This window comes from Acidobacteriota bacterium (assembly GCA_029861955.1).
In the GTDB taxonomy this organism is placed as follows: Bacteria; Acidobacteriota; Polarisedimenticolia; order Polarisedimenticolales; family Polarisedimenticolaceae; genus JAOTYK01.
The window spans coordinates 90,038-111,556 of the sequence record JAOTYK010000015.1 but is presented as its reverse complement, the minus strand read 5'-3'; the positions used below and the strand labels follow the sequence as shown (position 1 = coordinate 111,556).

Here is a 21,519-nt window from a genome sequence, read left to right as displayed (position 1 = left end):
GAGGTCACGGCAGAGCGCGTTGAACTCCTGCAGGTGGCCGACGCGATCTTCATGGACGAACTCCGCGAGTCCGGATTGTACGAGAAGACGGCGCAGGCGTTCGTCGTCCTGCTGCCGGTCAAGTCGGTCGGGGTCATGGGGGACTTCAGGACGTACGAGAATGTCGTTGCGCTTCGAGCCGTCGAGACTTCCGACTTCATGACCGCCGATTGGGCGCGTCTTCCCCCGGAGTTCCTGTCGAAGGTATCGGGGCGGATCGTCAACGAGGTCAACGGGATCAATCGAGTGGTCTACGACATCACCAGCAAGCCACCCGGAACGATCGAATGGGAGTAGGGGAGCGACGTGGCGGATAACGCGCCGGGTTTTGTGCATCTGCACAACCACACGACCTATTCGTTGCTCGACGGCGCGCAGCGGGTTAGCGAGATGTGTCAACGGGCAGCCGATGACGGGCAGCCGGCGATTGCCATTACCGATCATGGCAATCTCTTCGGCGTTCTGGAGTTCGGCAAGAAGGCCGCCAAGGCGGGCATCAAACCGATCATCGGCGTCGAGGCCTACATCGCCCCCGGGTCGTGCACGGACAAGTCGCCGGTCGCCGTGCCCGGTGTCGGCAAGAAGAACTACTACCACCTTCTGCTCCTGGCCGAAAACTACGTCGGCTACAAGAATCTGATCCAACTCTCCAGCAAGGGGTTCCTGGATGGGTTCTACTATCGCCCGCGCATCGACAAGGAACTGCTGGCTCAGCATTCCGAGGGCATCCTCGGGTTATCGGCGTGTCTCGCGGGGGAGGTCGCGACCTTCCTCCGGCACGGCCAGTACGATCAGGCTCGTGATTCCGCAGGGGAGTTTCGCGAGCTGTTCGGCGAGGATCGCTTCTGGTTGGAGATCCAGGATCATGGCATCCCCGAGCAGCAGCTGGTCAACGACGGACTGTTCAAACTCTCCAAAGAGTTGAACATCCCGCTGGCGGCCAGCAACGATACCCACTACCTCCTGCAGGACGACCATACGGCTCACGACGTCCTGGTCTGTATCCAGACGGGAAAGACGGTCCAGGGTAAGGACCGGATGACCTACACGAAGCAGCACTATCTCAAGTCGCGTGCGGAGATGGCAGGCGTGTTTCCGGACCATCCAGCGGCCCTCGAGAACACCCTCGACATCGCCGAACGCTGCCAGTTTGCGTTCGAGAAGCAGCCGCTTCATCTACCGGAGTTCCCGGTGCCCGCGGGCACGAATCTCGATGACTACTTCGAGAAGATCGCAAGGGACGGCCTGGAGCGCAGGCTTCACGAACGTGCGAACAGTCCCGTCTCTCGTGGTTCCGCCATCCTCCCGGAGGCGTATCGTGAACGACTGCAACGAGAGGTCGGGATCATCCGGCAGATGGGGTTTGCGGGTTACTTCCTGATCACCTGGGACTTCATCCGTTATGCCCGCGAGAGCGACATTCCCGTGGGTCCCGGACGTGGGTCGGCGGCCGGCTCTGTGGTCGCCTGGGCGATGCGGATCACCGATATCGATCCGCTCGAGTACAACTTGCTGTTCGAACGATTCCTCAACCCGGAACGGGTCTCGATGCCGGACATCGACATCGATTTCTGTTTCCGAAAGCGCGAGAAGGTGATCGATTACGTCACCGAGAAATACGGTCGACCCAACGTCGCGCAGATCATCACGTTTGGAACGATGGCGGCACGCGCCGTCATCCGCGACGTCGGCCGTGCCCTCGAGGTGCCGTACTCCGAGGTCGACAAGATTGCGAAACTTGTCCCAGCGCAACCCGGTGCGGACATCACGATCGCCAAGGCGATGGACGAAGTCCCTAAACTCAAGCAGCTCTACAACACCGATGCCCAGGTTCGCGAGTTGCTGGACATCGCGCAGCGACTCGAAGGCCTGACGCGTCACGCATCGACCCATGCGGCCGGTGTCGTCATCACCCCGAAACCGATTGTCGAATTCGCACCGCTGTACCGCGGTACCAAGTCCGGCGACGAGGTGACGACCCAGTGGGCCAAGGACGAGGTCGAGGAGATGGGTCTCCTCAAACTCGATTTCCTGGGTCTGAAGACGCTGACGTTGATCGACGATGCCCTGGATTCGATCGAGGCCGCGACCGGGGAGCGGCCGGATCTGGCGACCCTACCTCTGGACGACCCGAAGGTCTACGAACTGTTCACCGCCGCCGGCACCGGTGGCGTGTTTCAGTTCGAATCCGAGGGGATGAAAGGGATCCTTCGACGCCTCAAGCCCGAGCGTTTCGAGGATCTCATCGCACTGAACGCTCTCTACCGACCGGGGCCGATCGGTGGGGGCCTGATCGACGATTTCATTCAGCGTCGACACGGGAAGGTGCAGGTCGAGTATCCGCACCCGTTGCTCGAGGAGATTCTTCGCGAGACCTATGGCGTCATCGTCTACCAGGAACAGGTGATGCAGATCGCATCGGTGATGGCCGGCTACTCGCTGGGCGAGGCCGACATCCTGCGGCGAGCCATGGGCAAGAAGAAGATCGAGGTGATGGAGCAGGAGGAGAAGAAGTTCCGGGCGCAGGCGGAGGCTCGTGATATCGATCCCGAGACAGCCAAGAAGGTCTTCGAGTTGATGGCTTTCTTCGCCGGTTACGGCTTCAACAAGTCGCACTCCGCCGCCTACGCGTTAGTGGCTTACCACACCGCGTGGCTCAAGACGCACCACCCGGTCCACTTCATGGCCGCCGTTCTTACCAACGACAAGGGCAACACCGACAAACTCGTGCGCTACATCAAGGAATGTCGTGACATGAAGATCGAGGTTTCGCCGCCGACGATCAACGCATCGGATCTGGACTTTACGCCGGACGGTGAGCGGATACGCTTCGGCCTATCGGCCATCAAGAACGTCGGCGAGGGGGCGATCCGGTCGGTCCTCGAGGCCCGCAAGGAGAATGGATCCTTCGAGTCGCTCCACGATCTATGTGGCTCGATCGACGCGAAGAGCGTGAACAAGCGTGTGATCGAGGCCCTGATTCAGGCGGGCGCCGTCGATGAGTTCGGTGGGCGCGCCGCGCTGACCGCAGGGGTCGACGCGGCACTGGAATACGGTCAGAAGATGCGCGCGGATCGCGAGTCCGGGCAGGGCAGCCTGTTCGGAGGCGACGGCGCCGAAGATGCGGAGGATGCCAAGCCATTGCTCCCCGACGTTCCGGAGTGGGACGAGAAGACACGGCTCAGTCACGAGAAGGCCTCGCTGGGTTTCTACGTCTCCGGTCATCCCCTCGAGAGTCACGCCGAGCTACTCGGCGACTTCGCATCCCATCGCGTCGGCATGCTGCAACAGCTACCGTCGGGGACGGAGGTCGCGGTCGGCGGTATCGTCGGGGACCTTCGCAGGCGGAAGTCGAAGCGAGGCGATTGGTGGGCCTCATTGACCCTCGACGACATGGACGGGCAGGTGGACGTCCTGGTCTTTCCGAAGGCCTATCAGGCGGCCCAGGAAGAGATCGATGACGAACGCGCCATCATGGTCTTCGGGCGTTATGAGGTCGACGAAGGTCGCGTGCGAGTGATCGCCGACTCGGTCTGTCCGCTCGAGGACCTACGGGAACGGCGGGTCGAGGCCGTGCAGGTCAAGATCCACGCGGCCGACCTCGACGAGACGACGGTCGCGTCGATTCTGAGCATTGTCGAGGAGCATCGGGGGGAAACGCAACTCTATCTCGAGCTGGCCAGGCCCGGGAGTTACCGGCTCGTGGCCCGCGTCGAGAGCCAACTACGTGTCCAACCGTCCAGGGAGTTTTCGGCGGCAATGGAGCGGATTCTGGGGCCGAACACGGTGCGTTACCGCGCGCGACCCCAGGTGTGACATAGTCGGCGCAACTTCCCTCCGAGTGATAGGATGCCGTCTCCGAAAGACCCCAAGAATTCAGGAGTATTTGCCGATATGGGATCGAACAACCGACACCTCTTTACCTCCGAGTCCGTGACCGAGGGCCATCCAGATAAGGTCGCCGATCAGATCTCCGATGCGATCCTGGACGCGATCCTGACGGTCGACCCCCAGTGTCGCGTGGCCTGCGAGACGTTGGTCACGACGGGTCTCTGTCTCATCGCCGGAGAGATCACGACGACCGGTTATGTCGATCTCCCCAATGTCGCCCGTCGCACCATCGCCGAGATCGGTTACACCGATCCGGGCTACGGATTCGATCACGACACCTGTGCGGTTCTATCCACGATCGACGAGCAGAGTCCGGATATCGCCATGGGCGTGGACCCGGGCGGTGCCGGAGATCAGGGTTTGATGTTCGGCTACGCATGTCGTGAGACGAAAGAGCTGATGCCGCTCCCGATCAGCCTCTCGCATAAACTGGTGCGACAGATGGCCGCCGTTCGCAAGAGTGGCGACGTCAAGTTCCTACGTCCCGACGGCAAGTCGCAGGTGACCGTCGAGTATGACGGCCAGCGGCCGGTCCGCATCGACGCGATCCTCCTATCGACCCAGCACGACGAGGGCGTGACCGGTGCACAGATCACCGAGGCGCTTCGCGAGACGGTGATCGGTCCGGTGATGCCGAAGGACCTGGTGGACGATAAGACCCGCATCCTGGTCAACCCGACCGGCAACTTCGTGGTCGGTGGTCCCAAGGGTGACGCCGGCCTCACGGGTCGCAAGATCATCGTCGATACCTACGGCGGGATGGGGCACCACGGCGGCGGAGCGTTCTCCGGCAAGGACTCGACCAAGGTCGACCGTTCTGCGTCCTACATGGGCCGCTACATTGCGAAGAACATCGTCGCCGCCGGCCTCGCCGATCGTATCGAAGTCCAACTGGCCTACGCCATCGGCATCGCCGATCCGGTTTCCGTGATGGTCGACACCTTTGGCACCGGCACCGTCGACGACGCACGACTGTCCGATCTCGTTCGAGAGCACTTCCCGTTGCAGCCCAAGGGGATCATCGATCATCTGCAGCTGCGTCGACCGGTGTTCCGCCAGACTGCCGCCTACGGCCACTTCGGACGGGACGAAGAAGGCTTCACCTGGGAGAAGACCGACGTCGCCGATCGACTCAAGGACGCCGGTTAGCCGCCAGCGGCTTCGGCTGATCGTGGTCGCCGGCGGATTCGCGCTGGCGCTATTGGCCTGGGCCGGCGCGTTCCGTGTCGACGCCGACGAGTTCGTCGTCGTCGAGTCCCGGGTCGGTCTCGGGCTGCGCAAGGTCGAAACCGGCCTGCGTTGGTCGATCCCGCTCCTGACTCGCCGAGACCGCTATCCGTCCCAGGGGGTCGAGCTTCCGCTTCCCCAGGCGGAGGCGCTGCAGCTTCAGGCGCGGGACGGGTCGCGCTACGGATTTCGAGGTTGGATCACGGTCCGCGCACGCCCCGAGTCGTGGCGGGAACTCCACGCTTCGTCCGGGGGCGAGGGGCTTCCGGGAGTACTGCGGGATGCGATCACGGAGTCTGCGGGGGTCTACACCCTGGGAGAGGGGCGCCCGAGCCTGACCGGGAGTCAGGTGCGCGACTTCGAACGGGAGCTCGGCCGCCAACTCCTCGAACGGGGCGTCGATCTTCGGCGGCTCGAACTCGATTCCATCGATCTGCTCCGAAGCGTCGACAACCAGAGCGTGGCTCGCGACGACGTGAAGGTTCTCGTGATCGGCCTGGACGGCGCGGATTGGGCGGTCATCGATCCCCTCATCGAGCAGGGGAGACTTCCCCATCTGCGGGGGCTGGTCGATCGTGGCGTCCGCGCGAAGCTGCTCTCGATCTCGCCGATGCTGTCGCCGGTGATCTGGACCAGCATCGCCACCGGCGTTGAGCCGAGCCGTCACGGCATCCTGGACTTCCTGGTCGACGACCCATCGGGTGGCGCACGTCAGCCGGTCACGTCGGCCCAGCGATTGTCGCCGGCGGTCTGGGAGCTCCTCTCCGCCGCCGATGTCGAGGTCGGCGTGGTGGGCTGGTGGGCGTCGTGGCCCGCAGACCCGGTACGCGGCTACATGGTCTCGGATCGGATCGCCTACCAACTCTTCGATTGGGAGACGGACCTGGACGACGCCGAGGGAAAGACCTGGCCTCCCGAACTGTACGGCCAATTGCGGGACTCGATGGTGACTCCGGAGAGCGTCGGTTGGGACCAGGTGCAGCCCTATCTTGCCGGCGAGCGGAAGGATGCCTCGGCGTACGACGAACAGGAGCGGGAGCTGCTGGACGAGTTCCGAACCCTGCTGGCCTCCGGGGAGACCTACCGCGGGATTCACAGGGTCCTCCATGCCGATCGTCCGGTGCGACTCCAGATGGTCTATTTCGAGGGCACCGATACGGTCGGCCATCTCTTCATGCCTTATCGAAATCCCCCCTTGCCCGGAGTGGACGCGTCTGGAATCGAGAGCTTCGGGGAGATCGTGGATCGGTACTACGAGACCGTCGACGGTTACATCGGCGAACTCCTCGCCGAACGTGACGAGTCCTGGACCGTGATGGTTGTCTCCGATCATGGCTTCGCCAGCGACAGCACCCGGCCCCAGACCACCGATTCCCGGATCGGGCATGGGGCCGCGGCGGACTGGCATCGGCGCTTCGGGATCCTGCTCCTCTCTGGGGCTCACGTCGATCCGGACGCACGGCTGGAGGAGACCAGCATCTACGACGTCGCGCCGACGTTGATGGCACTCTTCGGTCAACCGATTCCCGAATCGTGGCCCGGTCGAGTCCTGGCCGGCGCCCTGGAGGCGGACTTCTTCTCCCGGCATCCGGTGCTCTATCGCGACGACGAGCCGCGGCGACAGGAACCCCGACACCAGGTGGGTCTCGACCCGTCGGCGCAGGATCTTCTCGTGAAGCTGGAGAGCCTCGGCTATATCTCGGCCGGTGGCGGCGATGCCGGAGATTCGTTGACGGCACGGAACAACGCCGGCGTCGCATTCCTCTCCGAGGGGCGCTACGCCGACGCGGAGGAGGAGTTTCGTCAGGGGCTCGTCGTGCAGCCCTCGGCGCCGATGCTGATCTTCAATCTAGGCCTGGCCCAACGGTTCCAGGGGAAGCTGGATCAGGCGCGACAACAGTTCCGGCAGGCGCAGGGCCACGAGACCACTCGCAGGATCGCGGGCCATCAGTTGGCGATCCTGGACCTGGCCGACGGCGATCTCGAGTCCGCAGAGGCCGAGGCCCGTCGGGTCCTGGAGTTCGAGCCGGACGCCGCGGAGGTACGCAACACCCTTGGTTTGATCCTGGAGCAGGCCGGTCGGATCGACGAGGCGTGGGACGCCTACCTCACCGCGTCCAATCTGGATCCCGACGCCGCGTTGGCTCGCAACAATCTCGGCAACATCTCGAAGCGACGGGGGAGTCTGGACGACGCGGAGCGCTGGTACCTGGCGGCCATCGAGGCGGACCCCTACTTCATGGGGGCGTACAACAATCTGGCGTTGGTCTATCAGGCTCGTGGAGCCGTCGATCGAGCCATCGATCTCTACGGACGCGCCCTGGGCAAGGCACCCAACAACGCGACGGTGTTGAACAACCTGGCCTCACTCTATTATCAGGTCGAGGAGCTGGACCGGGCTCGGGAGATGTGGCGTCGGGCCGTCGACGCGGACCCCGCGTATCCGTCTCCGCTGAACAACCTGGCGAGCCTCGCCATTCGGGACGGGGACCCGCTCACCGCCGAGCGATTGCTTCGACGAGCCCTGGAGCTGGAGCCCGGCTATGGCGATGCGCAGATGAACCTGGCGATCGTGCTTCACGGTCGGGGAGACCGGGCCGGGGCGCTGGATGCGATGCGGAAGGCGACCGAGGATCCACGAACCGGCGCCAACGCATGGCTCCAATACGGCGTACTGCAACTTGATGGTGGCACCCCGGAATCCCATGCGGCCGCCGTCGAGATCCTCGTTCAGGCGTCTGGAATCTATCCGGATCGGGTGGAGCTTCTCAATGCCCTCGGTGGCGCGTATCAGAGATCGGGGCAGGGGCCACAGGCCCTCGAGAGTTGGAGGCGATCGCTGGAGCTCCAACCGCAGCAGCCGCAGCTTCGGCAGTTCGTCGAGCGGCTGGAGGCTGCGGAGACGCCGTAACCGGTCAGCTGGGAACGTAGAGCAACATCCACAGGCCGGTCAGGCTGAAGAGAACGTTGGGTGCCCACGCGGCCAGCACCGGCTCAAGAACCCCCGTGCTACCCAGGGATCGAAAGACCGCGAAGACCGCCCAGTAGACCAGCACCAGGATGAACGCGACGCCGATCCCGTAGAGCGACCCGCGTCTGCCCACGCGAAACGCGAAGGGGAGTGCAAGCACGACCATCACGAACGGTGTGAGGGCCAACGAGAGTTTGACGTGGTAGGCCATCCTTAGCTGCGTGGTGTCATAGCCCGACGCGTCCAGCGCCGTGGACTCGGCCTTCAGTTCCTGCCGGCTCATCTGCTCGCTCATCTCCAGTGATGGGATCGCCGAGAGCGCGCCGGACTCGAAGTTATCGGGAGGGTCCAGCGTGACCCGTAGTCCCGGTTCGTGTGCGGTGAAGCGCTCGCCTCCATGCTCGTCGAAGACCCTCAGCCAACCGCCCTCGATCTCCCACTGCTCGCCGTTCCAGCGGGCGCTCTCGGCGAAGCGATGCTCGCGGATCGTCAGGGTCTTTCGATCGAGGCCGAACACCCGCAGGCCCTGGAACTCCTCGGCCCGAGCGTCATAGACCCGGTAGTGGTAGAGCCGTTTTCCCTCGGAGCCGAAGGCCCAGCTGCCATGGGCTCGCAGCTGTCCGATCTTCTGTTGACGCCCGCTGATCTCGGCCTTGATGGCGCCGGCGCGACGGTTGGCCTGAGGACTGATGTAGTCCTGAACCAGGAACGAAGCCAGGCAGGAAAGCAACGTCAGCCCAAGGACCGGCATCGTCGCCCGACGCATGCTGATCCCCACCGACTTCATGGCCGTCAACTCGCCGGTGCGGGCGAGGAGCGTGAAGGTGACGACGGCGGCGCAGAGACTGCCGATGGGGAGGACCAGCGAGAGCCGGCCGGCGAGAAACAGCGGGAAGTACTCGATCATCGGTGCGAAGGAGAGGTTTCTCCGCATCAATCCTTCCGCCAGAGTCTTGAACTCCACCAGTCCGAAGATCAAATAGGCCGACGCCAGGGTGAGGCCCAGGACCTTCAGGTACTGGACGGCGACATACTGATCGGTCCGCCGGACGAAGCGACTGGAGGTCCCACCCAGGTTGGTCAACTCGACGAGCTCGGTCTCGGCACGTCCGACGATCGACTTGGCGGCCTCGGTCCGACGGGCTTCGGCCCGACGCTGCAGGAAGGCGCGGAACTTCCGTGCGAGCCGTCGCAACAGACCGACGTTCTGCCCCCCGGGCCAGCGTAGGCGCCAGAGACCCCAGCTACACCAGATCAGGATCACGCCGTTGGCGATCCAGATCAGGGAGGGATCGATCTGACCCCGCAGGGCCGCATTCCGTAACGATGTGTAGATCGTCCAGTAGATGAGGATCACCATCAGGCTCATGGCAAACCCGGCACCTTTCCCGGATCGGATACGACGGACCCCGAGGGGGACGGCCAACAGCGCGAAGAAGAACGAGGCGAAGGGGAGGGCCAGCCGACTATGAAACTCGACGTTGAAGTCCCGGAACCGTTTTCCCGCTTCCAGGTAGGGGAGTGACGGGGGAGCCGGCGCGATGTCACCGAACTTGGCTCTCACCTCCCGCCAGCGCTCGGAGGCCTCCCGGGCGCCGCTCCACAGCTCTCTCGTGTCGTAGTTGGCGATGGCCTTCTCGGTGGGCTGTTCGTAGATCTTCTGCACCACGGAGGGTTCGATCTTCTCCCGAAGGGACGCGAAGGCCCGGATCCGCCGGATCGACTCGGGCTGCCGGTCGTCATAGAGCTGCCCCACGCCGTCGAACAGATCGAGGATCAGTCCGCCGCTGCCGTCAGGTGAGGGGTAGACATCGCCCCCACGGGCGAGGAGCAGTTGGTGTCTTTGGGTATTGGGCTCGGTGGAGATCACCAACACGTCCTGCAGCCGACCTTCCCCGTCGGTCTTGATCTCATCCACGAACAGGACGAAATTGGGGATCCGGGTGAAGAAGACCCTCGGCGTGAGATTGGACGCCAGGTTGGAGCTCCGCAGGGTCATCCGTTGCAGCTCTCGGACCTTGAAGCTGGAGGCCGGATAGAGCTCGGCCAGGACGTAGGCACCTGCGAGGCTGGCCAGCAACCCGAAGATCGCCAGCGGAAACATGAGCGCCCCCGGGCCGCGACCGGCGCCCTGGAGGGCGATGTACTCGTGATCGCTGGAGAGCCGACCGACGGCGATCAAGCCGCCTAGAAGCGTCGCCATCGGGATACAGAGCGCCAGGACCTTGGGGATCCCCAGCGCGACCATCTTGAGGGCCACCAGGAAACCGAAGTCCAACCGGAGGGCCTGCTCGGCAACCTGGAAGAAATGATTGGTCAGCAGCAGGAACAGATAAACCATCAGCGCCAGGAGCGTCGGGGTCCAGAGCTCCATCAAGACGTAGCGACTAACTCGGCCGGGATAGGGGCGCATCAGAGGGGCAGTCTAGGCAGTGTGGGAGATCGAGGCAAGACCGTCCCTACGTCCGATAATGCATATTATGTCAACTAGACTGTGGAAAAGTTCCCAGGATCCTGTGGATAACGACTCTGAGCGACTCTAGTGGTCCTGGGGCCCGGCGGCTGCCTTGTCGCCTCTCTGTCGGCCTGTCGACGCCGGCTGGACCAATGCGTCGGGTTCGTTGGACAGCTGCTCCAGAAGCCCCTGAAGCGCTGCGATCATCTCGTCCCTCTGAACCTCGGGCTTCTTGAAGGTCAGCGTGAACTGAAAGTCACGACCCTCGGGTTTGTAACGATAGGTGAAGTTCCGTGGCCGTCGAGCCGAGCTCTCTTCACGCTTGTACTGTCTGGCGTCCTCTCGAGTGAGACCCTCGCCGGCGATCTTGTCGATCAGTCGGTGCATCTCCTCGGCGGTCTCCATCCGTACGATCTGCAGCAGCATCGACTTGCTCGTAATGTCGGCCTGCCGACATCGGTCTTGAATCTCCTCCGGCAGCCGATTGAGGCTGAGGATCTCCGTCACGACCGTCCGGGACTTGCCCAGCTTGCGGGCGATCTCTTCGTGGGTGTAACGGAACTGCTCGCATAGCCGTTGGATGGCGGCGGCCTCCTCAAACGCGGTCAGGTCTCGTCGTTGAAGATTCTCGATCAGCGAAATCTCGAGCATGCCCCGGCTGTCTACGTCGACCTCGATACAGGGCACCCGCTGGAGCCCCGACAGCTTGGCCGCCTGGTAGCGTCGCTCGCCGGCGATGATCTGGTATTTGCCCTCGTGCTGGCGGACAAGGATCGGTTCCAGGATGCCCTTCTCTTTGACCGACGCTACCATCTCCGAAAGGTCGCCGAACTCTTTTCGCGGCTGATGGGGGTTCGGTTCGACCCGGCGGATGTCGATCATCCGTCCGATGGACTCGCTTCTTTGAGAGGTGATCTCCTCGACGAAGTGGCTGTCATGCCGCATGCGTCGAGCTTCCGGAAGGCCAGTCATCTTAGACACGTTTAATAACCTCCTCCGACAGGCTGTAGTACTCCACAGCGCCGGACGACTGGGGGGCGAAGCTGAAGATGCTTTGCTTGTATGCGGGGCTCTCCTCGAGACGCACGCTCTTGGAGATGGTGGTCGCGAAGACCTTCTCGCCGAAGACATCCTGGATCTGACTGCGGACGTCTTTGGCCAGGTTGGTCCGCTTGTCGTGGAGGGTGATGACGACCCCCAGAAACTTCAGCTCCGGATTGGGGCGTGCTCGAATCTTCTCGAAGGTGTCCAGGAGGTCGTCGGTCCCCTCCAGCGCGTAATACGAAGACTGAATCGGAACCAGGAGATGGGTCCCGGCGACCATGGCGTTGACGGTCAGGATGCCCAGGGTCGGTGGGGTGTCGATGACGATGTAGTCATAGAGATCCCGGACCGATGCCAGCTTGTCCTTGAGGCGGAAGTGGCTGTCGAACTCCCCCACCAATTTCGCCTCGGCCTTGGCCAGTGAGATGTTGGAGCCCAACACATCCAGGGCGTCATACTCCGAAACCTGGACGATGTTCTCCACGGTCACCGCGGGATCCACCAAGAGGTCGTAGACCGTCTGCTCCATCTTGTGAGGATCGATGAAGGAGATCGTCGCATTGCCCTGAGGATCCAGATCGACGATCAGCGTCTTCTTTCCCTTTTGGGCCATCGCCGCGGCGAGGTTGATGGACGTCGTGGTCTTGCCGACGCCGCCTTTCTGGTTAGCGACGATGATCGTCATGCAGGCCATGTTGCCTCCGTCTTCGGGGTCGATGAGGTCAATGTGTGGATAGCTGGCGACACCACAGGATATTGGGGTAGGACGGACCCTCACCGCAGTATCTCGCAGGGAAACCGCAGCGGCGTCGAGTCTAACGACGGGAGGGACGAGTGTCAATAACGGAGGAAGCTGTAGAGGCGAAAGTAAGGCGCAGGCGCGATCGGAATCGAACGGGGCGAGACTACATCTCGTACTTGCCCAACTCCTCCGGGTCGACGGTCTCCAGCCAGCGGCGAAGCCGCTCGGTCTCCTGGGCGCTGGTGCTGTCGTCGGTCGTGGACTTGTCTAGGACCGTCTCCTCGACCTGGATGACCGCGTTCGCGCGCAGGGCCAGGGCCATCGCATCCGAGGGGCGGGCGTCGACAAGCAGCGACCCCTCACCGTTCCGGTTGCGGATGTGGATGGTCGCGTAGAAGGTGTTTTCCTTCAGGTCGGTGATGACCACCCGCTCGATCTCCGCATCCAGGCCGTCGATCACGTTCTTCAGGAGATCGTGGGTCATCGGTCGCGGGGAAACGATGTTCTCCATCTGGATCGCGATGGCGTTGGCCTCGAAAATCCCGACCCAGATTGGCAGGACCGTGTTCCCGTCCTCGCTCCGGAGAACGATGATGGGCATGTTGGAGACCGGGTCAATCATCAGACCCTTGATTTTCATCTCGATCGACATCGTTTTGTTTCCTCTGAGGGGCCCGTGCACCCGATAACTAGACTATAGCGAGGGCGGTTCGCCCCGGTCAAGCGCCGCCAGGCGCTGCGACCCCATAAAGTGAAAACGCCGTGGCTCGTTGGATCTCCACCGGGCGGATCGATCCTTCCTGTCCGGCACCGGTGAAGTTCACCACACGATGCTGTTCCGTGCGACCCGTCCAGCGATCCGAGAATCGTCGGCTACGACCCTCGATGAGGACGGGCTGGGTCGTGCCGACCCAATCCTGGTTCCGTTGCTCCTGAATCTGGTTCTGCATCGATTGAAGTCGATGCAACCGTTCCATCTTTTCGCCCAGTGGGACCGGGTCGCCGAACTCCAGGGCACGGGTTCCCGGCCGCTCCGAATAGGTGAATGAGTAGACCGTGTCGAAGGGAACCGTCTGCATCAGCGAGAGGGTCTCCTGGAACTGCGCCTCGGTCTCACCGGGGAAGCCCACGATGATGTCGGTACCGAATCGCATGTCGGGGATCCGTCGACGGATGGCCGCGATCTTCTCGAGATAGGTCTCGCGGTCATAGCCGCGTTTCATCTGCTTCAGGACATCGCTGCTACCGGACTGCACGGGAAGATGCAGGTAGCGACAGAGGGACGGTCGAGCTTCCCCCATCGCGTCCATCAGACGATCCGTCATCTGCGCCGGGTGCGAGGTGGTGAATCGAATACGGTGGATGCCCGTTCTGCGGGCCGTCGCGATCAGGAGTTCCGCTAGCGTGTTCCCTTCCGCGTCCCGATAGGCGTTGACCGTCTGACCGAGAAATTCGATCTCGTGGACGCCCTGGTCGGCGAGCATCGAGACCTCCGCGATCACCTCGCTCATCGGTCGGCAGATCTCGCGGCCGCGGGTCGTGGGGACGATGCAGTAAGTACAGCGATGGTTACAACCCTCGATCACCGTGACATAGGCTTTCGAGCGAGTCAGCCCCTCCCGTCGGATGGCGTCGTAGGGAAACTGTATCGAGTCTTTTCGGTACTCGGTATCGACGACGCGTGGTTTCAGGGTCGCCTTGCCGTGGTCGGCCAGGACTCGATCCAACGTCGACGTGGCCCGCGGTCCCAGGACGAAGTCGACGTACGGCGCACGGCCGAAGATCTTCTCGCCCTCCTGCTGGGCCACACAACCGCAGACCCCCAGCAACAGGTTGGGGTTGCCGTCCTTGAGTTGCTTGAGTCGACCCAGTTCGGAGAAGACCTTCTCGGCGGCCTTCTCCCGGATCGAGCAGGTGTTCAGCAGGATGACGTCGGCATCCTCGGCCGAGCCGGCCCGCACATAGCCGTTCCGCTCGAGAGCGCCGGCCAGCTTCTCCGAGTCGTGGAGGTTCATCTGACACCCCCACGTCTCGATGTGGTACCGACCGGAGTCAGCTCTGTGGAGAGTCGTCATGTTCCGTCGCCACTGCGGCGTCCTCATCGTGATTGATGAGATCCTTCAGTTCCTTACCGGGCTTGAAGTACGGAATCCGCTTCTCCGGAACTTCCACCCGATCCCCGGTCTTGGGATTCCGGCCCTGTCGAGAACGACGCCGTCGCACCCGAAAGCTACCGAAGCCACGCAGCTCGATCTTGTCTTCCCGGTGGAGCGCTTCCACGATGGAAGAGAAGACGGTGTTGACGATAATCTCGGCGTGTTTCTTACTGACCCGGGATACCCGGACCACCTCGTCCACAAGGTCCGCCTTCGTCATGCAACCCTCTCAAAGCTCAACGGATCTAGACCGTTCGAATCAGGCGTCACCCTCGGCGGGAGTCTTTGTTTTCTTGTCGTCGTCGTCGCCGTCGTCGCCGTCGTCGCTGGGCGTCTCGTCCGCAGCGTCGTCGGTCGTCTCCGCGGGTGTCTCCGCCGTCTCCCCGCTCTTGGCGAAGAGGGTCGGATCCATCAGGTCACCCAGGGTGGCGCTGCCGTCGCTCGGCTGAGCCTCGAAGTAGGCCTGGACCGATTCCGTCTCGGGCTCGCCGACGGCTGCCTTCACGGAGAGACCGATCTTCTTCTCGACGGGATCCAGCTTGATGACCTTGACCCGTACTTCCTGGCCGACCGAGAAGCTGTCCTCGGGGTTCTCGACACGCTCCGTCGAAAGCTCCGACACGTGGACCAGCCCCTCGACCCCTTCGAAGACTTCGACGAACGCGCCGAATTCTGCGAGCCGGGTGACCTTGCCGCGCAGGATGCTACCGATCCCGTGGTGCTGGAAGAACTCGTCCAGGACGTTGGGCTGGGTCTGCTTGACCCCCAGGGAGAGCCGTTGGTTCTCGGAGTCGATCTTGAGGACGACGGCATCGACGCTGTCGCCCTTGTTGAGGACCTCGCTGGGATGCTTGACGCGTGTGGTCCACGACAGGTCGGAGATATGCACCAGCCCGTCGATGCCATCCTCGACCTCGATGAATGCGCCGAAGTCGGTGATGTTGCGAACCGTGCCGGTGATCCGATCGCCGATGCGGTACTTGGAGCCGATGAGATCCCACGGGTTGGGTTCCGTCTGCTTGAGGCCGAGGGAGAGACGACGTCCCTCCTGATCGATTTCCAGGACGACACACTCGACCCAGTCGCTGATGTTCAGGACCTTCGACGGATGCTTGACCCGCTTGGTCCAGGACATCTCGGAGACATGGATCAGACCCTCGATCCCCTCTTCGACCTCGACGAAAGCGCCGTAGTCCGTGAGGCTGACAACCTTGCCGCGGATTCGGGACCGCGGCGGGTAGTTCATCGGTGCGTTCTCCCAGGGATCTTCCTGGAGCTGCTTGAAGCCAAGCGAGACGCGTTCTTTCTCGCGATCGAATTTAAGGACGATGACGTCCAACTCGTCGCCGATCTGGAACTTCTCCGACGGGTGATTGATACGACCCCAGGAGATGTCGGTGATGTGAAGGAGTCCGTCGATCCCGCCGAGGTCGATGAAGGCACCGTACTCGGTCAGGTTCTTGACGACGCCACGAAGGATCTTGCCCTCTTCGAGATCCTCGAGGGTCTTCTTCTTCTTCGAAGCGTTCTCGACCTCCAGGACCGCCTTGCGGGAGAGGACGATGTTGCCACGTCGTTTGTTGACCTTGATGACCTTCATCGGGTAGGTGTTCCCGATCATGGACTCGAGGTTGCGGACCGGGCGAACGTCGACCAGCGAGCCCGGCAGGAATGCCGGCAAGCCGATGTCGACCTTGAGGCCGCCCTTGATGCGATCGATGACCCGTCCATCGACAGGTTCGTCTTTCTCGTACGCCTTCTCGACGGCATCCCAGACCTTGAGCTTCTCGGCCTTCTCCTTCGAGAGGACCACGTAGCCGTCGTTGTTCTCCGTCTTCTCGAGGAGGACGTCGACCTTGTCTCCGATGTCGACTTTGATGCTGCCATCGACCTGCCGGAACTCGTCGAGATCGATGACCCCTTCCGACTTGTAGCCGACATCGACCACGACTTCTTTCTCAAGGACGCGGAGCACGGTGCCGATCACCACGTCCCCTTCCTTGACCGCCTTGGCGCCTGCCTCGAACTCGGCAAGGACGGCGGCGAAGTCGTCGATCTCCTCGACGTGGATGCCGTGGGCACCCTCGGGGTTTTCGGGCTCGGCCGCAGGGGCCTCGGCCGCTTCGACGATCTCGGTGGGTTTCAATTCAGAATCGTTCGGTGTTTCCATGACGCTTACTTCAGCCTCCACGTGGACCATGACCCGCAGACACGGGCTCTGGATCCCGTCCCCATCGGTTTCTTCTGGGGTGCTGGACACGACGATGGCGCCAGCGAACCGTCACTCTAGAGAAGGGCGGCGAGACTGTCAAGAAGCTCCGCGCTGTCAGTCAATTACGGCGATGCGGGGTATCTCTGGGCGGCTTCCCGGAGGGCTGCTTGGACGCCCCCTTGGGGACGACGGATCGGCGCAGTCGGGAGACCTCGGCCGCGGACAGCTCTCTGAAGGCTCCCGTGGGCAAATCCCCCAGACGGACCCCACCCAGAGCGATCCGCGTGAGCCTGGAAATGGGGTGGCCGATGCTGGCCATCATCCGACGCAGCTGTCGGTTTCGACCCTCATGAAGCACGATTTCCAGCCAGCTGTTCCGTTCCTTGCGGAGTAGGCGGACCGCCGCAGGGAGTGTCCGCCGACCGTCCAGGATCATCCCCTTCTGGATCCGATCCAGATCTTGCTGCTGCGGCACGCCGCGTACCTTGATCCGATAGACCTTGGGGACCGACGAGCGGGGGTGCATGAGATCCCGGGCCAGCTCACCGTCGTCGGTCATCAGGATCAAGCCGTCCGAGTGGTAGTCCAGGCGACCCACGGGGTAGACCCGACGTCCGACCCCGCGCATCAGATCCGCGACCGTCCGACGACCCTCGGGATCCGACAGGCTGGTCACGACCTCTCGGGGTTTGTTGAGGATCAGGTAGAGCGGCGTCGATGGCGCCGCTCCGATCCGTCGTCCATCGACCTTCACCGCGTCGGTGTCCAGGTCGACCTGTCGTCCGAGGTCTTGCACGACCTCGCCGTTGACGGTGACTCGACCCTCGTCGATCAGCCGATCGGCGCCGCGGCGGGAACTCAGCCCGGCATGGGCCAGCGCCTTATTCAATCGTTGTTTCAACGTCGACCGAATCAGTGAGATGTCGGTTGGCCGGGCTCTTCCTCAGGGGCAGGAAGTGCCTCGGCTTCGCCGGATGTGGAGACCTGGAACGGACCGAGAGCCCCTTCGTCGAACACGCCGACGAACTCTTCGAAGTCCGCCAACTCCGGAAGCTCCTTGAGCGAGTCCAGCCCGAAGTGCAGCAGGAACGTCCGGGACGTTCCGTAGAGCAGCGGATTGCCGACGACCTTCTTCTTGCCCAGGACGCGCAACATCTTCTTGTCCAGCAGGCTCTTCAGCGCCGCCGACGGATCCTTGCCGCGGATGCTCTGAATCTCCGGCGCCGTGACGGGTTGTCGGTAGGCGACGATGGCGAGGGTCTCGAGGGCGGCGGGGGTCAGGCGGGCACGGTTCCGTTGGCGGAAGAAGGTACGCACCCATTCGCCGACGGAGGACTCCGTGGCCAGCTGGTAGCCGCCGGCAATCTTCTCCACACGTAACCCGAGACCGGCGATCTTCAAGGCCTTCGAGAGCTCGTCGAGGGCGGTCTCGACATCCCGTTTCTCGTCGGCTCCGAGAGCGTCCGTCAGCTCGCCGAGGGAGACCGGCTCCCCGGATGCAAACAGGACGGCACCGATGGTCGCGGGCCACTGATCCTTGGCCGGGTGTTTGGTCTCACTCACGAGTCGTCTCCCAGGTCGGTGTCCGTGGTCTCCGAGAACTCCGTCTGCGCACGATCGCGAGGATCCACCGCAACGATGCGGATCTCCCCGGAGATCGATCGTTGGAACGCGGCGGCCAACTGTAACCGGAGCATTTCGAGGAGCGCAAGGAACGCTGCGATGCGGTCGAGTCGGGTCGGAAGATCGGCGATCAGTTCCAGCAGATTGATCGATGAACGTCGCTCCAAGAGATCGGTGAGCCACTGGATCTTGTCGGCCACGGAAACCGTGTCGCGGCGAAGCTGTAGGCGGGCCTCGTCTCCGAGGCGACCCAGGAGCGAGCGAAACGCGGTGAGCAGATCGAACATCTCGACCGACAGCATCTCCTCGTCGGCGAATTCCTCGGCGACACGGTCTCGGGTCCAGATCAACTGACGTCGGCTATCCATCGCCTGGAGTGTCTCGGCGGCTTGCTTGAAGCGCTGGTACTCGAGGAGCTGTTGGGCCAGTTCGGCGCGGGGATCCTCGGCGCCCTCCTCCCCTTCCGCCTCGGGGTCGGGAGGCAGCAGCATCCGCGACTTGATGTGCATCAGCGTCGCCGCCATCACGAGGTACTCGCCGGCAACTTCGAGATTGAAGTCCCGCATCATCTCCAGATGGGCGTTGTACTGCTCTGTGATCTCTACGACCGGCAGGTCGACGATCTCGACCTCGTTGATTCGCACGAGATGAAGTAGCAAGTCGAGGGGACCGTCGAACGAGCCCACGTGGACACGATGGCCGTGATAGGCAGAGGCCTTCGTGTTCTCGCCGGTCGTGGGTTCGACGTCGCTCATCGGTGCACCTTCATCGCCTTGCGGACCGACACCATGGTACTACCCGCCACCCGTCGAGCGGTCTCGGCGCCTGCGGCGAGGATCTCATCGACTTGTTCGGGGTGGTCGGCCAGCTCCCGCCGACGCTCTCCAATGGGGCCGACCCGTTCGAGGATCCGATCCCGCAGCCGACCCTTGCAGTCGACACAGCCGATCTCGGCGCTCCGACAGCCGGCATCGGCCCACGCCAGGGTCTCGTCACTGGAGAACACCTTGTGGGTATCGAAGACCGGGCAGACATCGGGGTTCCCCGGCAAATGACGATGGGTCCGTTGGGGGTCGGTCAGCATCCCGGCCAACTTCTTGCCGATCTGCTTTGGCGTATCGCCGAGGAAGATCGCGTTCCCGTAGGACTTCGACATCTTCCGCCCGTCGGTCCCCGGCAGTCGAGGCGAGCGGGTCAACTTCGGTTGGGGTTCGGGGAAGGTCTTCTTGTAAAGATGGTTGAAGCGTCGGGCGATCTCACGGGTCAGTTCCAGATGGGGCACCTGGTCCTCGCCCACGGGGACCTGGTTCGCTCGATAGATCAGGATGTCCGCCGCCTGAAGGAGTGGGTAACCGAGAAAGCCGTAGGTGTTCAGTTCTCGTTCCCGCAGGGCCTCCTGTTGTTCCTTGTACGTCGGGACGCGCTCGAGCCACGAGATCGGCACGATCATCGACAACAGCAGATGGAGTTCGGCATGTTCGGGGACGTCGGATTGCACGAAGATCTGGCAGCGTTCCGGGTCCAGGCCGGCGGCTAACCAGTCCAGAGCGATCTCTCGTGTGTTCTGTCGGATCTGGGACGGGTCGGCGTAGTCCGTCGTCAACGCGTGCCAATCGACGATCGCGAAGAAACAGTCGTGGTCGTCCTGCATCTCGACCCAGTTATCCAGCGCACCGACCAGATGGCCGAGATGCAACGGTCCGGTGGGACGCATTCCGGAGAGAACCCGGGGTCGACGTTTCTGGGACATGGGCGTTAAGGACTCTCGGCAGGTGTAGACCGGCCAGACTCTATCACGCGCCCGACAACCGGATCAACGCGCGTCGGGGCTGCCGAGGGCCTTGGTGATGGTCTTTTCGAGCTTCGCAGGAGACACCCTGCAGAGCCACAGACGGGTGCGTCGCCCGACCTCGCGCACCATCTCCTCCCGGCTCACCTCCCGCGCATCTTCCGTGATGATCGGTCGGTGGGAGGTGACGATGCGTCGCCGTTCGTAACGGAGCATCGTCTCGGTCGCGTCATCGAACAGGTTCAAGCCGATGTCGAGTTCTTGACGCGCCCCCATTCGCCTCTCGTCGACCGGAGGTGCGGTCGGATCGAAACGCTCGGCGATGGAGTAGTCGTAGCTGACCTCGTCATCGAAGTAGCCGAGCACGATCTGAAGCCGCAGTTGGCCGTCCTCGATCGGCTCGTCGTCTCGTTCCCGGATGGATTCGAAACAGCCACCCTTGGCGAGTTCCGTCCGTACCCAGTGAACCGCGTCGGAACGAAACCGCTCGTTCCCCGAGCCGTCGGCGTAGACGACCTCGTAGACCAGAGTGCGTGGACTCGTTCCGCCCGCGAACGATGTCGTGCATACGAACATCAAGATCGCGAAACGAATCCAGCGGGAGACCATCAGGTGCGGAACACGAGTTGCACCATGCCGACGGCAAGGCTGTCGCCGTCGGCAATCGGATGCGGGTGTCCGGGCTCGAGTTTCTCGCCCTTGACGAAGGTCCCGTTCAGCGCTCCGACCTCCTCGACCAACGCGTAGCCGTCGTCGGTTCGGACAACACGCGCGTGTCGTCGGGACACGCTTCGTTTGAGATCGCACTCCGTCAGGTCGACGTCGGGTGTCAATTCCGTGACCGGATCGAATCGACCGATCAGGGTCTCGTCCTGCTTGAGCGCGAACGCGATCGTCTCGTCTTCGGTGACGAGACGGATGCCGGTCGTGACGCTCACCGCCGGCGACGATGCCGGCGTTGCGGCGATCTGGACGGCCGCCGCGGTTCCTGCGACCCGCAGCTCATCCAGTTGGCGCTCGGACTCTCGCAGTCGGATCGAGAGCTTGCGGAGAAGACGGACGGCGATCTCGATGTTCCCCTTGATCATCTTGTCGAAAGTGGAACTGCTGATCTCGATCAGGTCGGCGGGCTCGACGGCCTCGGCCACCGAATTTCTTGGCAGACCCTCGAGGATGGACATCTCGCCAAAAAAGTCACCCTTCTCCATCTCGCCGAGGACGCGCCGATCGCCTTTCGACTCTCGGAATAGCTGGACCCGTCCGGTCTGGACGATGTACATCGTCGCGCCGATATCGCCCTCGTCGTAGATCCGTTGTCCCGGCTCAAAGCGGACGACGAAATTCTGGAACGGGTTCTTACCCACGGATGG

General features: G+C 62.8%; 17 protein-coding genes. 4 read left to right on the top strand and 13 right to left on the bottom strand.

What is annotated here, in order from left to right; genetic code table 11:
* The 4 genes from OES25_09595 to OES25_09580 form a co-directional block, all read left to right on the top strand.
* Window positions 1–336: GMP synthase (glutamine-hydrolyzing) (locus tag OES25_09595; GenBank protein ID MDH3627894.1), on the top strand; the 336-nt coding region annotated here is incomplete at its 5' end.
* A gap of 9 nt (window positions 337–345) precedes the next feature.
* A complete protein-coding gene (dnaE, locus tag OES25_09590) occupies window positions 346–3,855 on the top strand; it encodes a DNA polymerase III subunit alpha (GenBank protein ID MDH3627893.1) in 3,510 nt (1,169 codons plus the stop codon).
* Window positions 3,856–3,933: 78 nt separating this feature from the next.
* Window positions 3,934–5,079 (top strand): methionine adenosyltransferase, encoded by a 1,146-nt coding sequence (metK, locus tag OES25_09585; GenBank protein MDH3627892.1) that lies wholly within the window; start codon window positions 3,934–3,936, stop codon window positions 5,077–5,079.
* A gap of 22 nt (window positions 5,080–5,101) precedes the next feature.
* Window positions 5,102–8,068 carry an alkaline phosphatase family protein gene (locus tag OES25_09580; GenBank protein ID MDH3627891.1) on the top strand — a complete coding sequence of 989 codons (2,967 nt, stop codon included), beginning with the start codon at window positions 5,102–5,104 and terminating at the stop codon, window positions 8,066–8,068.
* A gap of 4 nt (window positions 8,069–8,072) precedes the next feature.
* On the opposite strand, the gene OES25_09575 is transcribed toward OES25_09580, so the two are convergent.
* The 13 genes from OES25_09575 to OES25_09515 form a co-directional block, all read right to left on the bottom strand.
* A complete protein-coding gene (locus tag OES25_09575; GenBank protein MDH3627890.1) occupies window positions 8,073–10,541 on the bottom strand; it encodes an LptF/LptG family permease in 2,469 nt (822 codons plus the stop codon).
* Window positions 10,542–10,667: 126 nt separating this feature from the next.
* Window positions 10,668–11,555: a ParB/RepB/Spo0J family partition protein gene (locus OES25_09570; protein ID MDH3627889.1), complete on the bottom strand. Its 888-nt coding sequence runs from the start codon at window positions 11,553–11,555 to the stop codon at window positions 10,668–10,670.
* Window position 11,556: 1 nt separating this feature from the next.
* Complete coding sequence (locus OES25_09565) at window positions 11,557–12,321, bottom strand: ParA family protein (protein MDH3627888.1); 765 nt, start codon at window positions 12,319–12,321, stop codon at window positions 11,557–11,559.
* Between the two features lie 211 nt (window positions 12,322–12,532).
* Complete coding sequence (locus tag OES25_09560) at window positions 12,533–13,021, bottom strand: bifunctional nuclease family protein (protein MDH3627887.1); 489 nt, start codon at window positions 13,019–13,021, stop codon at window positions 12,533–12,535.
* Between the two features lie 67 nt (window positions 13,022–13,088).
* Window positions 13,089–14,444: a tRNA (N6-isopentenyl adenosine(37)-C2)-methylthiotransferase MiaB gene (miaB, locus tag OES25_09555; GenBank protein ID MDH3627886.1), complete on the bottom strand. Its 1,356-nt coding sequence runs from the start codon at window positions 14,442–14,444 to the stop codon at window positions 13,089–13,091.
* Window positions 14,422–14,745: an integration host factor subunit beta gene (locus OES25_09550; GenBank protein MDH3627885.1), complete on the bottom strand. Its 324-nt coding sequence runs from the start codon at window positions 14,743–14,745 to the stop codon at window positions 14,422–14,424. Before OES25_09550 ends, miaB begins: the two co-directional genes overlap by 23 nt.
* A gap of 39 nt (window positions 14,746–14,784) precedes the next feature.
* Window positions 14,785–16,785, bottom strand: a complete 2,001-nt coding sequence (locus OES25_09545; GenBank protein MDH3627884.1) for a 30S ribosomal protein S1 — start codon at window positions 16,783–16,785, stop codon at window positions 14,785–14,787.
* Window positions 16,786–16,855: 70 nt separating this feature from the next.
* The gene (locus tag OES25_09540; protein ID MDH3627883.1) at window positions 16,856–17,638 is read right to left on the bottom strand and encodes an rRNA pseudouridine synthase; all 783 of its coding nucleotides are present in this window, start codon (window positions 17,636–17,638) and stop codon (window positions 16,856–16,858) included.
* 11 nt (window positions 17,639–17,649) lie between these two features.
* Window positions 17,650–18,300, bottom strand: a complete 651-nt coding sequence (scpB, locus tag OES25_09535; GenBank protein ID MDH3627882.1) for an SMC-Scp complex subunit ScpB — start codon at window positions 18,298–18,300, stop codon at window positions 17,650–17,652.
* On the bottom strand, window positions 18,297–19,115 hold the full coding sequence (locus OES25_09530; protein MDH3627881.1) for a segregation/condensation protein A: 819 nt from the start codon (window positions 19,113–19,115) through the stop codon (window positions 18,297–18,299). The genes scpB and OES25_09530 overlap by 4 nt, the downstream gene beginning before the upstream one ends.
* Window positions 19,112–20,110: a tryptophan--tRNA ligase gene (gene trpS / locus OES25_09525; GenBank protein ID MDH3627880.1), complete on the bottom strand. Its 999-nt coding sequence runs from the start codon at window positions 20,108–20,110 to the stop codon at window positions 19,112–19,114. The genes OES25_09530 and trpS overlap by 4 nt, the downstream gene beginning before the upstream one ends.
* A 63-nt stretch (window positions 20,111–20,173) precedes the next feature.
* Window positions 20,174–20,758 carry a hypothetical protein gene (locus tag OES25_09520; GenBank protein MDH3627879.1) on the bottom strand — a complete coding sequence of 195 codons (585 nt, stop codon included), beginning with the start codon at window positions 20,756–20,758 and terminating at the stop codon, window positions 20,174–20,176.
* On the bottom strand, window positions 20,758–21,513 hold the full coding sequence (locus tag OES25_09515) for a cyclic nucleotide-binding domain-containing protein (protein MDH3627878.1): 756 nt from the start codon (window positions 21,511–21,513) through the stop codon (window positions 20,758–20,760). The genes OES25_09520 and OES25_09515 overlap by 1 nt, the downstream gene beginning before the upstream one ends.
* Between the last annotated feature and the right edge of the window lie 6 nt (window positions 21,514–21,519).

Bases quoted from the DNA above. Each gene is read 5' to 3' on its own strand.
- OES25_09520 (MDH3627879.1), bottom strand. From the start codon at position 20,758: ATGGTCTCCCGCTGGATTCGTTTCGCGATCTTGATGTTCGTATGCACG.
- trpS (MDH3627880.1), bottom strand. From the start codon at position 20,110: ATGTCCCAGAAACGTCGACCCCGGGTTCTCTCCGGAATGCGTCCCACC.
- OES25_09570 (MDH3627889.1), bottom strand. From the start codon at position 11,555: ATGACTGGCCTTCCGGAAGCTCGACGCATGCGGCATGACAGCCACTTC.
- OES25_09530 (MDH3627881.1), bottom strand. From the start codon at position 19,115: ATGAGCGACGTCGAACCCACGACCGGCGAGAACACGAAGGCCTCTGCC.
- OES25_09575 (MDH3627890.1), bottom strand. From the start codon at position 10,541: ATGCGCCCCTATCCCGGCCGAGTTAGTCGCTACGTCTTGATGGAGCTC.
- OES25_09560 (MDH3627887.1), bottom strand. From the start codon at position 13,021: ATGTCGATCGAGATGAAAATCAAGGGTCTGATGATTGACCCGGTCTCC.
- miaB (MDH3627886.1), bottom strand. From the start codon at position 14,444: ATGACGACTCTCCACAGAGCTGACTCCGGTCGGTACCACATCGAGACG.
- metK (MDH3627892.1), top strand. From the start codon at position 3,934: ATGGGATCGAACAACCGACACCTCTTTACCTCCGAGTCCGTGACCGAG.
- OES25_09550 (MDH3627885.1), bottom strand. From the start codon at position 14,745: ATGACGAAGGCGGACCTTGTGGACGAGGTGGTCCGGGTATCCCGGGTC.
- OES25_09565 (MDH3627888.1), bottom strand. From the start codon at position 12,321: ATGGCCTGCATGACGATCATCGTCGCTAACCAGAAAGGCGGCGTCGGC.